11 protein-coding genes are annotated in these 14,550 nt (G+C 44.2%); 7 read left to right on the forward strand and 4 right to left on the reverse strand.

Annotated features, from left to right (window positions below; genetic code table 11):
• Positions 1-554: 554 nt before the first annotated feature.
• The 4 genes from INP78_RS11025 (at position 555) to INP78_RS11040 (ending at position 6,612) form a co-directional block, all read left to right on the forward strand.
• Positions 555-2,291, forward strand: coding sequence for a DNA cytosine methyltransferase (locus tag INP78_RS11025; protein ID WP_194742255.1), 1,737 nt, complete (start codon positions 555-557; stop codon positions 2,289-2,291).
• Entirely contained in the window at positions 2,266-3,666 is a 1,401-nt protein-coding gene (locus INP78_RS11030; RefSeq protein ID WP_194742256.1) for a hypothetical protein, read from the forward strand. Before INP78_RS11025 ends, INP78_RS11030 begins: the two co-directional genes overlap by 26 nt.
• An 86-nt stretch (positions 3,667-3,752) precedes the next feature.
• A complete protein-coding gene (locus tag INP78_RS11035) occupies positions 3,753-5,645 on the forward strand; it encodes a DEAD/DEAH box helicase (RefSeq protein WP_194742257.1) in 1,893 nt (630 codons plus the stop codon).
• The gene (locus INP78_RS11040) at positions 5,629-6,612 is read left to right on the forward strand and encodes a DUF3883 domain-containing protein (RefSeq protein WP_194742258.1); all 984 of its coding nucleotides are present in this window, start codon (positions 5,629-5,631) and stop codon (positions 6,610-6,612) included. The genes INP78_RS11035 and INP78_RS11040 overlap by 17 nt, the downstream gene beginning before the upstream one ends.
• A 241-nt stretch (positions 6,613-6,853) precedes the next feature.
• Here INP78_RS11040 and INP78_RS11045 read toward each other — a convergent pair whose 3' ends face one another.
• Complete coding sequence (locus INP78_RS11045; protein ID WP_194742259.1) at positions 6,854-7,768, reverse strand: LysR family transcriptional regulator; 915 nt, start codon at positions 7,766-7,768, stop codon at positions 6,854-6,856.
• A 139-nt stretch (positions 7,769-7,907) separates the two neighbouring features.
• Between INP78_RS11045 and INP78_RS11050 the strand changes: the two genes are divergently transcribed.
• The 3 genes from INP78_RS11050 to INP78_RS11060 are packed head-to-tail and all read left to right on the forward strand — an operon-like array spanning position 7,908 to position 10,080.
• Positions 7,908-8,657 (forward strand): glucose 1-dehydrogenase, encoded by a 750-nt coding sequence (locus INP78_RS11050; RefSeq protein WP_194742260.1) that lies wholly within the window; start codon positions 7,908-7,910, stop codon positions 8,655-8,657.
• A gap of 19 nt (positions 8,658-8,676) precedes the next feature.
• The gene (locus INP78_RS11055) at positions 8,677-9,315 is read left to right on the forward strand and encodes a glutathione S-transferase N-terminal domain-containing protein (RefSeq protein WP_194742261.1); all 639 of its coding nucleotides are present in this window, start codon (positions 8,677-8,679) and stop codon (positions 9,313-9,315) included.
• A gap of 3 nt (positions 9,316-9,318) precedes the next feature.
• A complete protein-coding gene (locus tag INP78_RS11060) occupies positions 9,319-10,080 on the forward strand; it encodes an alpha/beta hydrolase (protein WP_194742262.1) in 762 nt (253 codons plus the stop codon).
• On the opposite strand, the gene INP78_RS14585 is transcribed toward INP78_RS11060, so the two are convergent.
• The 3 genes from INP78_RS14585 to dnaN form a co-directional block, all read right to left on the reverse strand.
• The gene (locus INP78_RS14585) at positions 10,081-10,632 is read right to left on the reverse strand and encodes an EamA family transporter (RefSeq protein ID WP_368667988.1); all 552 of its coding nucleotides are present in this window, start codon (positions 10,630-10,632) and stop codon (positions 10,081-10,083) included.
• A 297-nt stretch (positions 10,633-10,929) separates the two neighbouring features.
• Positions 10,930-13,335: a DNA topoisomerase (ATP-hydrolyzing) subunit B gene (gene gyrB / locus INP78_RS11070; RefSeq protein WP_194742263.1), complete on the reverse strand. Its 2,406-nt coding sequence runs from the start codon at positions 13,333-13,335 to the stop codon at positions 10,930-10,932.
• A gap of 69 nt (positions 13,336-13,404) precedes the next feature.
• Positions 13,405-14,508, reverse strand: coding sequence for a DNA polymerase III subunit beta (gene dnaN / locus INP78_RS11075; RefSeq protein WP_194742264.1), 1,104 nt, complete (start codon positions 14,506-14,508; stop codon positions 13,405-13,407).
• Positions 14,509-14,550 lie beyond the last annotated feature (42 nt).

Consider the following 14,550-nt stretch of genomic DNA (forward strand, 5'->3'; position numbering starts at 1 on the left):
ATACATTCCCCAATATATTACTTTTAATAGCAAAAGTAAAATAACAATATTTGTATTTTAGTTTTAAACCCGCCTTATTCTAGAATGACATTTCAAGCTGTGTGAGCCACACAGTATGGCCATCTGCGCGCAATTGAATACGGCTTATATAAAAATCTTAGCATTGCTGAGAGTTTTATAAAGCATAAATATTGGCGCTCATATTACGCTGCATTGTTTCTGGGATTATTAAACGCTCAGTTACTGGTAAATTACCCGTGAGTAAAATCAAAACTGATTAGTCTTTTGCACAAGGGAGTCCAGATAACAGTAACCACCAGTCGATTATTAGTGCAATTATTTCAATAGCTAAAATTTGCGCTTCGGTAATTCATAAATTCTATTTTCTTTTTCACGCCTAAAAACACCTTGCTATTAACTCTATAAGTTGTAAATGGCTTGAATTCGCGGCAATTAGTTAAAGTAATCCCCGTATGAATTAATTTCAGCAACAACTAGCAAAATGATATGATTTACGGTAAAGATAAGATTGATATAAAAATAGGTAGAACATAGTGGGAGATACTAAACAACTAACTGTAGTGGATTTCTTTTGTGGTGCCGGTGGTTTCTCCGAAGGATTTAGACAACAGGGATTTAGAATCATCCAAGGTTACGATAACTGGCGTCCTGCCATCGACACCTTTAATCATAACTTCGGCACTAACTCAGAATGTTATGACATTCTTAACTTCAACAACTCAATTGAAGAAATAAATAAAGTACCCAATACCGATGTGATTATTGGGAGTCCACCTTGCGTATCATTCTCGAGCTCCAATAACTCTGGTAAAGCTGATAAGACCAAAGGTCTGCTTCTTATAAAAGCCTTCTTAAGGATTGTCGTAATAAAAAAGTTTCAGAAGGACTCTATTCTTAAAGCCTGGTACATGGAAAACGTACCGAACTCAAAAAAATACTTGCCCGCGTCATTCAATTTCGAGGATCTAGAACTCACTGAATGGGCAGAGGAAAATGGACTTAATCCTCAGGCCCTAGCAATTACACTTGAGGGTAATCAGCCGGTCATCAATGCGGCTGACTATGGCTCATACCAATCAAGAAAAAGAGTTATTTCTGGTGAGATAATCGCTGCAAAAAAACTGATTGTTCCAGCCCCAACCCATTCAAATGTTGATCAGTGTTTACCTAAGTGGAGAAGTCTTAAAGAGCTTCTCCAATTAATGCCGTCCCCCATACTTAAAGATGAAAGCATTATTGTGGATCCTATATATCCCACAATAACGTTATCCTCAAAACTACTAACAGATCATTTTTATGACAGTGGTATCTATCAGTCCAAATGGTCACAAGCCAAACGCCTCAAAACAAATCACCCGTACATGGGAGTTATGTCATTCCCCGAAAATCTTGAAAAACCAAGCCGAACGGTTCTTGCCACTATAAGTGCAAGCACTAGAGAGGCTCACATATATCAATCTGAATATAATCGTAAAGGTGATGGTGAATATAGGTCCCCTACTGTCCGAGAGGCAGCCACAATCATGGGATTTCCATATACCTACCAATTTCTAGGAAGTGCGAATCCTAAGTGGAGATTAGTCGGAAATGCAGTCTGTCCTTCTGTGAGCCGTGCTTTCGCAGGAGAGCTTTTAAAACATTTGAATCTTGAAATCCCTAGCTCGCTAAAAGTCACACTTCAGCCAAAACTAGAGGGTGTTATTAATTTAAATAACCCTAATCCGATTAATTTCTCAGAGGCTTCAGTCAAGATAAAAAACTCAAGGTTTAGAGGTCATCCGTTAAAAGTTGGCAATCTTACAGTCACACTTTCCAATTACGACATTGCAACGCGTGGCGACGTGGGAGGAGCTTGGATGACAAGCATACAATATGGGACAGGAAGTGGATTTCCAATACAAAAAGTCGATGATTATTACTATGAACAAATTGAAGAAACCATTAAGAAATTTCCAGCTGGAGAAAGCTTCATCAACCGCGTCAATAATGGCTTCTCAGACAAAATTGGAACGGCAAAGCAACTACAAATGATGTACGAACAGTGCAGGTCAACTGATTTGTTAACGGAACCGACATTGCTTATTGAAAAACTTAAGCAGTTGATTGATGAGGCTGGCATAGCTGACTTGATGTATAAACAAGAACAAATTAAGTTTTTCTCATATAAAGCAGTTGTACCAGTCAGTCAGCTTTTTGCTTTATACGCTGTTAATAAAATTTCAACGATAGCCAACGGGGAATACAATGGATCAAAAAACGAGAATCAGTAAAATCCAAGAAATTATCGATCGGGATGAGAAAAATCCTTTCGGGGTCCAGGAAATTGCCTGGGAGGACAGTCTTAAATCGATGAATGTTTACAAAATCCCGTTAGCATATCTAGTTTACAACAAATATAACGGTCGAATTTTGAGTAGGACCAAATCTTTAGAAAAACAGAATCATAGTATCGACGTCGAAACTCCCGAGGGGAAAAAGCAGATAGAGCGGCTCCTATGGGATTCAAAAGAGGATAGAAACAAGACAACTCAAGCAGACCTGGCAATCTCCGGTCAAAAGAAAGTAGGGATAATTACCCGTGACGGGATAATTATCGATGGCAACAGGCGAGCCATGCTTCTGAATCGTTTGGGTAAGGATGATTACTTCAAAGCAGTTGTACTACCAGTAACTCTTGAAGAAAATCCTATCGAAATAAAAAAACTCGAAACATCTTTTCAGATGGGGGAGGACGAAAAGTTAGGCTACAACCCTATTGAGAAATATTTGAAGGCAAAGGATCTTTATACCGACCTATCGGCCTCTTTTGAAGAAGAAATTACCATAGCCAAAATTGCTGATTGGATGGGTGAGCAAAAATCTGCAATCAAAGATTATTTGGCTGTAATGGACATCATGGATGAATACCTAAGCGAACTAGGTTATGACGGCATATATACCCAATTGGATGGACGGGAAGATCAGTTTATAAGCTTGACGAAATGGATGGAGAATTTCTATGGAGAGACAAGCAGTAAAGCATTTGATGGATACAAAGATAATGACGTAGATGACTTAAAGATTATTTCATTTGATTACATACGGGACAAGTATGAGGGCAAGGAATTTCGAAATCTCGCTTATGGTCTAAAGACAAATCATTTCTTCGGTACAAAAGAAATATGGACGAGCTTTCGTGACTCACATTTCGAGGCGACTAAAGGAATAGAGGAGCCAGCAATAGATTTCAACTCAATGAATCTAAAAAGTCATTTGGACGATAGAGATCAAAAATTCCATGACAAAATCCACGACCGAATCAAAGATAACCTTGAGGTACATTACGAAAAACTCAGGAACTTACAGTCTGGTAAAGAGCCTGAGAAACTGATTAAGAGAAGTATTGACTCCTTTGATGCAATCCAAAAAAATAATAAGGCTTTTAAAAATCCTGCCATTCAGCAATTAGTAGTCGAATTGGCAGATAAAGCTTTTAGATCAGTAACTGAGCATGCACCGTTAGAAATTTTTCCCAAAATAATTTCCTTATTAGAATCAATCGAAGTAGAAAAGATTGGTGAGGGTGATGTTGAAAAGGCTGAACAATTCGCAACCGATATACAACGCCTTTCTTACAAACTGACTAAAAAACTTTCTCAACTATGATATTGATAGATATTGAGGAAAGCGATTCATCACCGAAGTTTTCCCTATCTGGAGAGATAGAGGCTATATCAAGCAACAGGAGGTTCATGACATCCCTAAAACGTCTTGAATCTGAGTTCACGTCCCATAAGATTTACGTTCCGTTCACTGATAAGAGCCAGATTACGATACTGCAGAGTCTGCGCGATTTGTTAGAAAAATTTGATTTACCTTACAGGCAGTCGAATTCAATCAATAATGAATTGAGATCATATTCTAATGAGCTGCAACAGTTTGAAGCATTCTCGACACTTGCCAAGCAGATTAGGAATAATGAGTTCAATGACAATGTTGACCTCGTAAATCACTTTGACAATTTCCAGGCGGTTCTTTCGAAATCGTTAGTCAGAAAGTTGTATCCTCTTCAGTTACTGTCTGCTTTCCATCTAGCCTTTTCTCAGAACGCTTGCAATTTTGCAGTTCCTGGAGCGGGGAAGACATCCATAGTTTATGGCGCTTACGCTTATCTAAAAAGTTTGGATCAAAATAACAGCTGTCATGTAGATAAGTTAATGGTCATAGGGCCTTTATCGTCTTTCGCTCCTTGGGAAAAAGAATATAAGGAATGTTTTGGACAATTCGCTTCTGTACAGCGGATGTCTGGTGACTTAACCATCTCGAAAGAAAAAAAGCTTCAGCATCTTTATGCTGCGACACCTCATGAGGTTTCACTTATATCTCATGCAGGTGTAGACATTCTATTGAATGACATCATCGAATTCTTGAAACGTAATAAAACTATGCTTGTGGTAGACGAGGCGCATAGAATCAAAAATCCAGACGGTATCTGGGGTAAAAGCATTACCGAGATATCTAAATATGCTACAGCCAGAGTTATCCTTACCGGCACCCCTGTACCGAATGGCTTTCAGGATATCTATAACTTAATGAAGTTCATCTACCCCTTCAAACATAAAGAAGTAATAGGATTCCATTATCAAAATCTAGTGGATATGACGAATGAAACAGATCTTGAATCTCCACGTATCCAACAATTGAAGAGAAACCTTTCACCTTACTTCATCAGGATTAAAAAGGATGACCTTCAATTACCTCCAGTTACTGAAAACAATGTATTTGTAAATATGAATCCTATCCAGAGGCAGTTATATGACCAGATAGAATCAAAATACATAAAATCCTTCAAGAAAGATTCGTCTGCCACATTCATGGACATGGTGAATAAAGCCAAATTAATTAGATTACGTCAGGCCTCCTCTAACCCCTTGTTACTGGCAAAACCACTAATAGGTGCCTTGGAAGAGAACGATTTAAATGGGGATATTGATCCAAATACCCGTTATACGAAAAACAATGAAATTTTTATTGATGATGCGGAGTTTCTACGAAACATATTAAATTATTACACTCTTGAAACTCCGGTCAAATTCCAAAAGACCCTAGAGATTCTGTTAGGAAAAATCATACCAAACAAAGAAAAATGTATCGTCTGGACGATATTCATACAGAATGCTAAAGACCTACAAACATATTTGTTGACAAATGAAATTAATGCAAAACTATTGATTGGAGAGGTGGAACAAAAAGAAAGAGAAATAATAATAGATTCATTCAATGACCCCAAGAATCTTGATTTCCAGGTTGTTATTGCCAATCCGTTTGCCGTAGCTGAGTCGATTTCACTTCACAAAGGGTGCCACAATGCCATTTACCTAGAAAGAGACTATAACTGTTCTAATTTCCTCCAATCAAAGGACCGAATACACCGTGTCGGACTAGAAAAAGACCAGGTAACGAACTACTACTACCTCATCTCTCGTGATTCCATAGATGAGGTAATTACGCAGAAACTTCAAATAAAAATCAATCAGATGAATGAAATCATCAACGACGATATTCCATTATTTAGCCGGATAGATGAAAGTGATGAGACAGATATCATCACGGCTCTTTTAGATAATTATGCTGCAAGAGTTTAGCCAATATACGAACTTAGGCACTCCCAAATTTTACAAAGAGCTAGTTGGGGTTATACATAAATCTTCGAAGCCCTGGTCAAAAGCCGACCTAAAGAAATTATTTTTCAATAGATCCATTGACGGCAGAAGCAGATTTGAGGGGTGTTTTGAGCTAGCTATTACTTTAGGCATATTGGATTTAGCACCCAACGAAACGCTGACTTTAAATACATCTTTCTTGAATCACATTGAGGATGAAGGATTACTTTGTCGCCGCATTGTTAAAAGCCTCTTTGAGTTACTCAAGTCGGACGTAATAAGTGCCAGGATTTTCTCAGAGGCTAATTTGTCTACTGATTTAGTTTTGAAGACTATAAGAATCACGAATGAAGCTTTTGGTTTTAAGCATACTAACTTCAAACAACTACTAATTGATTTCGAAGTTTTAAAATATATTTCAACGGAAGTATCAAGCTATTACGTAATCAATCCTGAGTATCAGGATCTTTTCAAAAAAGAAGTTCTTCGAAGTTATAGATCGAAGTCATTATCACCTGAACAACTTCAAAGAATCCTGCAACTACAAACACAATATGGTACCGAAGCTGAGTTGTATGTTTTGGAATTTGAAAAAAGACGACTTAATAATCAATGCACTGTCTTGTGGGTAGCCGAATACTCTACTTCTGATGGCTATGATATAGCTTCGTTTGAAGATGTAGACTCAAGGACCTATGATCGATTCATAGAGGTCAAATCGTATAGTGGCTCACAACCTTACTTTCATTGGTCTAGGAATGAGATTGATATAGCATTTGAAAAAGGGCAAACTTATTTTTTATATCTGATTGATAGGAGCAAGATTAATGATGTGTCCTATTCTCCAATAATTATTCAAAACCCATTCAAGACAGTCTTCGAATGTGAAGAGTGGGAAAAAAATCCCGAGAATTATTTGATTACCAAAAAGAAAATAAACAGAGCTTAATCTAACTATGCTGTCGTAAGTGAATCTCATGCAATAGATTCACTTACGACAGATAAAATATCCAAACTTTATACAATTAAATTTAGGTCCAGGATATAAGGGGAAATAGCGAGCTCTAACTCAAACTTAGAAAGGCGCTTTAGACTACTCATGTTTGGTTTTCGAGATGAGTTTAAACAGAGTTTCTTCAAGAGTTTTTCGAGGCTTATGTCACTTCCTTTTTCTCAAATAAGGTTTCGTTCTAACTGGTTTTCTGCAGTAAGCGGCATTCCGAAAACAACTCCGCCACCCACTCAATAAACGCCCGCACCTTCGATGATAAATGCCGGTTTTGCGGATAAAGCGCATTAATCGGCAAACTCCCTGCCCCATAATCACCCAGCACTTTTTCTAACTTACCCTCGGTTAAATAGCCTTGCACCATAAAGCTGGGCAGTTGGCAGATGCCTATGCCTGCCAGCGCAGCGGCGACGATGGCATCGCCATTATTAATGGCCAGTTTGCGTATGGTGGGGATTTCTTGTTGAGCGCCTTCGTGCTCGAGAATGAAGTTGCGCACTTTGCCGGTTTTGGATGAAAAGAAGTGCACGGCCTGGTGGCGTTGCAGGTCGTCTGGGAGTTGTGGTGTGCCGTAGGTTTTTAAATAGTCAGGCGAGGCGACCAGCATAAATTGCATGGTGCCTACGCGGCGCGCGACCAGGCTGCTATCTAACAAATTACCGATACGGATGACGCAGTCGACGCCTTCTTCTAGCAGGTCAATCGGCCTGTCATCGCAGCCGATTTCGAGTTGTATCTCGGGGTAGCGGTTAAAAAAGTCTGGCAGTGACGGAATAATCACCAAACGCCCTAACGGCGTGGGTACATCTACCCGCAAGCGCCCTTTTGCGCTAACTGTGGCCTGGTTGAGGGCGGCTTCGGTTTCTTCTAGCTCGTTTAATAACCTGATCGCGCGCTCGTAATAGGCGGCACCGTCCGTCGTCACGCTGATGCGCCGGGTGGTGCGGTGCAATAACTTCACACGTAAACGTTTTTCCAGTGCCAGCACCTGGGCCGAGACGGTGGTTTTTGGCAGGTTGAGTGATAGTGCGGCTTTGGTAAAGCTCTCCAGCTCTACCACGCGCGTGAACGCCAGCATGGTGTCGAATCTATCCATAAGCCCCTCTAAGCTCTCTTGATTGTCCAATAAATTAGCACAGTGATTGCATATTTAGGTGATTTATCTGTTTTTTTATTTATTTATAGTGGTCACCAGTTTCAAACAACTTCATTACTTTTTAATTAGGAGATTTATTATGAGCAAGAAACTTGAAGGTAAAGTCGCAGTCGTCACAGGTGCCTCTAAAGGTATTGGTGCTGAAATCGCCAGACGTTTTGCCCGTGATGGCGCAGCGGTGGTGGTGAATTATTTGTCTAGCAAAGCGGGTGCGGACAAAGTGGTGGCTGACATTACTGCCGCGGGCGGCAAGGCCGTGGCGGTGGGTGGCAATGTGAGTGAAGCGGCAGATGCACAGGCGATTATTGAAGCGGCGATTAGCAACTATGGCAAGCTGGATATTCTGGTGAATAATTCCGGCATTTATGAATTTGCCAGCATCGAAGAAATCACTCCTGAACACTTTCACAAACAATTCAATATCAACGTGCTGGGCTTGTTGTTGACAACCCAGGCCGCAGTGAAATATCTGCCTGAAGGCGGCAGCATTATCAACATTGGCTCTGTGGTCAGCCGCTTAACGCCGCCGGGTGCTGCGGTGTACACCGCGACCAAAGGCGCAGTGGATGCCATCACTGGTTCGTTATCCAAAGAACTAGGCCCTCGCAAGATTCGCGTCAATGCTTTAAACCCTGGCCTGGTCGCCACCGAAGGCACACAAACCGCGGGCGTGATTGGCTCAGAAATGGAAAGTGGCTATGTAGCACAAACCCCATTGGGCCGCACCGGCCAACCGAATGATATTGCCTCAGTAGCGGCATTCTTGGCTTCAGAGGATTCTTACTGGTTAACCGGCGAGCAATTGCTGGTGGGTGGCGGTTTACGTTAATTTTTTAAAGGCAACAAGAATGATCAACTTATACACATGGGCAACACCGAATGGTCGAAAGATCTCCATCATGCTGGAAGAGCTGGGGCTGGACTATGCGGTGAGCCCGGTTGATCTGGGCAAGCAGGAGCAGTTCTCTGCCCATTTCAGCGCGATTTCGCCTAATCACAAGATTCCGGCGATTGTCGACACGGAGCCAGGAGATAGTGAACCTATGGTGATTTTTGAAAGTGGCGCCATTTTGACCTACCTGGCTGAGAAATATGGCCAGTTTTTAGCCCCCCACAGGCAAGCCCGTTATAGCGCACTGGAGTGGTTGCACTGGCAAACCAGTGCGCTGGGGCCCATGCTCGGCCAACTTGGTTTTTTCGCCGTGCGCAGCCAGGAAAAATCGCCTTTGGCCATTACGCGGTTTACTGAAGAAGTGGATAGATTGTTCTCCGTGATGGAAAAGCAGTTAAGCAGCCATGCTTATCTGGCCGGGGAAGAATACTCTATCGCCGATATCGCCTGTTACCCATGGGTGCAGGCGGCCACGGTGTATTTTAAACAGGCATTAAACAATACCTTTAACGATAAACCGGCGTTGCAACGCTGGCTGCACACCATCGCTGACCGCCCTGCGGTGCAACTGGGCATGGCTGTGCCCAAACTTTAAGCCATGTGGACAACACACTTTACCTATTCAACCACCGCAACGCCGATTACTTTGCAGGTATTTGGCAACGGCGATGCTAAAAGCAAACAACCTGCCCTGATTTATTTTCATGGCGGGTTGTTTAACTGCGGCAGTATTGAAACGGCTTATGACATTGCCAATGCGCTGTCTGAGCATATGGTGGTGGTCTGTGTGGCTTATCCATTAGCACCAACCATGCAGTTCCCAGACACCATAGAAGTCGCTTACCAAGCACTGGCATGGGTAAGTACGCATGCGAAAAAGATAGGCGCTGACCCAAAAAAACTCTTTGTGGCCGGGGAACAGGCCGGCGGCAATCTGGCGGCCGTGGTTGCCATGTTGTTTCGCGACCGTGGCCTGGCTTGCCAGCACACCCTGCAAGGGCAAATATTGATCATCCCCATGCTGGATGCGTTACAAACCTCAAGGTCTCTGGCGGCTGAAGTAGATAGCCCTTGCCGACGCGCCTGGGCCGACTATACGCAAGTGGCCAGCAATGCCTTGCACCCTTATGTGTCTCCAGTAAACTCTTGCCGATTGGCGGGGCTGGTGCCTGCCATGGTGATCAGCACGCAGGCCAACCCGTTACGCGATGAAGCTGAGGCTTACGCCACCAAGCTATTGCAAGCTGGTGTGCCGGTGCAGGTACAACGACTGGAAGACAGCACATACACTTTAAGCGCTGGCGCACACCCGGCTTTTAACACGCTGTGCCAGTTAATCAGGCAGTTTATTATGCAATAGTTATTTGCTGGCGCGACCACTCAGCAATGAACCTAGCGTCACCAGGCCCACGCCGTAGATAAACCCGGCATCTGGTTTAACGCCTAACCACACGCAGGCTAGCAACGCAGATAACACAGGCGTGAAATACGACATCGTCGCCAGCACCGCCAGGTTACCGTGCTGGATGCTGTAGTTCCAGCAGGAGTAGGCCGTGGCCATCAGTGCGCCCATAACAGCTACCTGAAGGAATCCGGCCAGATTGAATGTTAACGCGGCTTGGTCGCTGAATACATAAGCCAGCCACAACACCCCTACCGTGATGACGAGGAATAACGGTACGCCATTCACACCGTTGCCAAAGCGACGGGTAAAGACCGAATACACTGCCCAGGTGATGGCGGCAAAAAATGCCATGCCATAGCCTGTTGGGTTGCGCTGGATATTGTTCCAGAAAATAGCGACTGACCAGGCACCCTCGCCTTGCATCACGCAAACGATCCCCAGTTCAAGTGCCTGCCCTCTGTCAGTCGCAGAACCGATAGAAAGCGCCAGCATGACCTCGTAGAGCACGAACAGGCCGATAGGTATAGCCTGGGGAATGTTTGAAGCTTAGGCGCGCCGATAATCATATTGGCAAATAATCCGGCAACGCTAAAAATCATGGCCGCACCGGCAATCGGGCCAAAAATTTCAGCCACACTCCTGAACAGGCCTACCTTGACGCTCCACATCAGTACGGCGCTTAGGCCTATCAGCGTTGCCTGATTGAATCGCGGGTTTGTCTCTCGCATGTTTTTAAGCTTTAAAAAGTGAGTAATAAAAAAGCGCCCGCAGGCGCTTTTTTAATGCAGATGAAAACAGACTTCGTTAAACATCTAGTGAGCTGACGCTGAGCGCATTGCTTTCGATAAACGCACGGCGTGGTTCCACGTTATCGCCCATCAGTGTGGTGAAGATTTCATCGGCGCCGATGGCATCTTCAATTTGCACTTTGAGCAGGCGACGCACGGTGGGGTCCATAGTGGTTTCCCACAATTGTTCCGGGTTCATCTCGCCCAGGCCTTTGTAACGCTGAATATTCAGGTTATGTTTGGCTTCGCCCAGCAACCAGTCCAGCGCCTGTTTAAAGGTGCTGACTTTTTGCTCTTTTTCACCACGCTTGATCAAGGCACCTTCGCCCAACAGGTTGTTGACCATGTTTGAGGTACGGTTGATCTGGCGGTAATCGCCACTGCTGAGGAACTCAGCATCAATGACGCAGCTTTGCAGGTTACCGTGCACATATTTGTTCACCTCCAGGCGATAGGCACTGGTTTCAGTGTCTTGCGCGACAATCACTTCTGAACCAACTGCACCCAGGATAGGACGTAGTTTTTCAGCCGCCGTATTGGCCGCAGACTCAGTGCTCAAATCGAGGTCGCCCAAATCTTGAATGGCGCGCAATACGCTTTCATCGTACAGATTGGCAATACGACGGATTACGGCTTCTGTCAGCACCATTTGTTTGGCGATGCTGGTCAAGGCGTCGTCTTTCAGAATGTCGCCACCCTCTTTAGTCACCAGCACGGCATCACGCAAGGCGGAGTTAAGCAAGTATTCATCCAGCTCGTGTTCGTCTTTGAGGTAGCGCTCGTCGCGGCCTTGTTTGACTTTGTACAACGGTGGTTGCGCAATGTAGATATGTCCGTTTTCAACCAGTTCTGGCATTTGGCGATAGAAGAACGTCAGCAACAAGGTACGGATGTGCGCACCGTCGACGTCCGCATCGGTCATGATGATGATGCGGTGATAACGCAATTTTTCCAGGTTGAAATCATCTTTGCCGATGCCGGTACCCATGGCAGTAATCAGCGTAGCGATTTCCTGTGAGCCCAGCAGTTTGTCAAAACGCGCTTTTTCCACGTTAAGGATCTTACCTTTGAGTGGCAGAATCGCCTGGAACTTACGGTCACGGCCTTGTTTGGCTGAACCACCCGCAGAGTCACCCTCGACCAGGTACAGTTCAGACAAGGCTGGATTTTTTTCCTGGCAATCCGCCAGTTTGCCTGGCAGACCCATGGTGTCCATCACGCCTTTACGACGGGTGATTTCACGCGCCTTACGGGCAGCTTCACGTGCACGCGCGGCTTCTACAATCTTGCCACAGACAATTTTGGCATCGACCGGGTTTTCTTCCAGAAATTCTGCCAGTTTAGCGGCCACAATTTCAGACACCACTGGTTGTACTTCACTAGAAACCAGTTTGTCTTTGGTTTGTGAAGAGAATTTAGGATCAGGCACTTTGACTGACAACACGCAGGTAATGCCTTCGCGCATATCGTCGCCAGTGGTTTCGACCTTGGCTTTTTTAGCAAATTCGTTTTGTTCGATGTATTGGTTCAAGGTACGCGTCATTGCCGTACGCAAACCAGTCAAATGCGTGCCGCCATCGCGTTGCGGAATGTTGTTGGTGAAGCACTGTACCGATTCAGAGTAGCTATCGTTCCATTGCATCGCCACTTCCACCGTCATATTGTCTTTTTCACTGACGGCGTAAAACACTTTTGGATGCAGCACCGTTTTAGTACGGTTCATGTATTCCACAAAGCCTTTGATACCGCCGCTAAAAGCAAAGTTTTCAGACTTGCCTGTGCGTTGGTCGATCAATTCGATCTTGACGCCATTATTCAGGAAAGACAGTTCACGGATACGTTTGGCCAGAATTTCAAAGTGATATTCGACCAGGGTAAATGTTTCAACCGATGCCAGGAAGTGGACTTCTGTCCCTTTTTTGTCGGTGGTACCAGTGATGGTTAGAGGCGCTTGTGGCACACCGCGATGAAATTCCATCTGGTGCACTTGGCCCTTGCGGTAAATTTTCAGTCTTAACCAGTCAGACAGGGCATTCACCACAGACACACCCACACCGTGCAAGCCACCAGACACTTTGTAAGAGTTCTGGTCAAACTTACCGCCAGCATGCAGCTCAGTCATCACGATTTCAGCCGCAGAACGTTTAGGCTCGTGTTTGTCGTCTTCTTTGATATCGGTAGGAATACCACGACCGTTATCAGAAATACTGATGGAATTATCCGGATGGATAATCACTTTAATATCGTCACAGTGGCCTGCCAGTGCTTCGTCAATCGCATTATCGAGCACTTCGAATACCATATGGTGCAAACCGGAACCATCTGACGTGTCACCAATGTACATGCCGGGACGTTTACGTACTGCGTCCAAACCTTCCAAAATCTTGATACTGTCTGAGTTATATTCTTGTGGCTGTGCCATAACAAAAGCTTCTTTAATTGAGATTAAAAGTCACTGCAGCGTGTTTCACGTGAAACACGGGTGCAGGCATTATATGCGCATTGGCATCACAACGTATTTATAGTTGGCATCACTGGCAGCAGTAATCAGGCAACTGCTGTTGGCATCGGCAAACGCAAACTCAATTTGCTCGTCACCCAGGTTATTGAGCACATCAATCAGGTAGGTGACATTAAAGCCAATATCCAGCGCAACCTGGCTGTAATCAATTTCCAGTTCTTCTTCTGCTTCTTCTTGCTCAGTGTTGGTACTGATCAGTTTGAGTTGTCCCTGCGTAATCACCATGCGGATACTACGGTATTTTTCGTTGGACAAAATAGAAGCCCGTTGCAAGGCACTCAAAATCGCCACGCGGTTGACCATAAATGTGTTCTGGTGGCCGGTTGGAATCACGCGGTTGTAATCGGGGAATTTGCCGTCAATCACTTTGCTGATCAGTTGAATATCACCGAATTCAAAACTGACCTGGCCATTGAGCACATCAATCACCACTGGCGCATCAGATTGTTCATCCAGCAACTTGGTCAGCTCCAGCACGGTTTTACGTGGCAGGATCACTTCAGTTTTATCAAAACTCTGGTCCAATGTTGTGTTGGTGTAACTCAGGCGGTGACCATCAGTGCCCACCACATGCAACTGGTTGCCATTCACTTCTAACAACAAGCCGTTGAGGTAGTAACGGATATCTTGCTGGGCCATCGCAAACTCAACTTGTTTAAGCAAGCGCTTCAGTTCTGACTGCGCGAGACTAAAACTAATGTTCTGGCCGCTGGCTTTACTCATTAAAGGGTAATCCGCTGCAGGCAGGGTTTGCAGGTTAAACCGACTCTTGCCTGCTTTGAGCGTGATGCGGTTATCCTGGTTGTTCATTTCTATGGTCGTACTGTCCGGCAGTGAGCGACAAATATCCAGCAGTTTTTTAGCTGAAATCGTAGTACTTAATTCACCTTCTATCCCGCCATGTACTTTGAGCGAAATCTGCATTTCCAGATCGGTCGCAGTCAAATGCATTTCTTGCTGTTTGATATTGACCAACAGGTTGGAAAGAATAGGCAGTGTGTGTCTACGCTCTACGATACCAGTGACACTATTAAGGGGTTTAAGCAAAACCTCACGGTTGATTTTGATTTGCATGGCCTGACCTGATTAATAACTTTATTTCAATATATAAAAGAT

Source organism: Methylophilus sp. 14 (assembly GCF_015354345.1).
In the GTDB taxonomy this organism is placed as follows: domain Bacteria; phylum Pseudomonadota; class Gammaproteobacteria; order Burkholderiales; family Methylophilaceae; genus Methylophilus.

Excerpts from the sequence above, each read along its gene's own strand:
- INP78_RS11030 (WP_194742256.1), top strand. The coding sequence starts at position 2,266 with ATGGATCAAAAAACGAGAATCAGTAAAATCCAAGAAATTATCGATCGG.
- INP78_RS11035 (WP_194742257.1), top strand. The coding sequence starts at position 3,753 with ATGACATCCCTAAAACGTCTTGAATCTGAGTTCACGTCCCATAAGATT.
- INP78_RS11040 (WP_194742258.1), top strand. The coding sequence starts at position 5,629 with ATGCTGCAAGAGTTTAGCCAATATACGAACTTAGGCACTCCCAAATTT.
- INP78_RS11045 (WP_194742259.1), bottom strand. The coding sequence starts at position 7,768 with ATGGATAGATTCGACACCATGCTGGCGTTCACGCGCGTGGTAGAGCTG.
- INP78_RS11050 (WP_194742260.1), top strand. The coding sequence starts at position 7,908 with ATGAGCAAGAAACTTGAAGGTAAAGTCGCAGTCGTCACAGGTGCCTCT.
- INP78_RS11055 (WP_194742261.1), top strand. The coding sequence starts at position 8,677 with ATGATCAACTTATACACATGGGCAACACCGAATGGTCGAAAGATCTCC.
- INP78_RS11060 (WP_194742262.1), top strand. The coding sequence starts at position 9,319 with ATGTGGACAACACACTTTACCTATTCAACCACCGCAACGCCGATTACT.
- gyrB (WP_194742263.1), bottom strand. The coding sequence starts at position 13,335 with ATGGCACAGCCACAAGAATATAACTCAGACAGTATCAAGATTTTGGAA.
- dnaN (WP_194742264.1), bottom strand. The coding sequence starts at position 14,508 with ATGCAAATCAAAATCAACCGTGAGGTTTTGCTTAAACCCCTTAATAGT.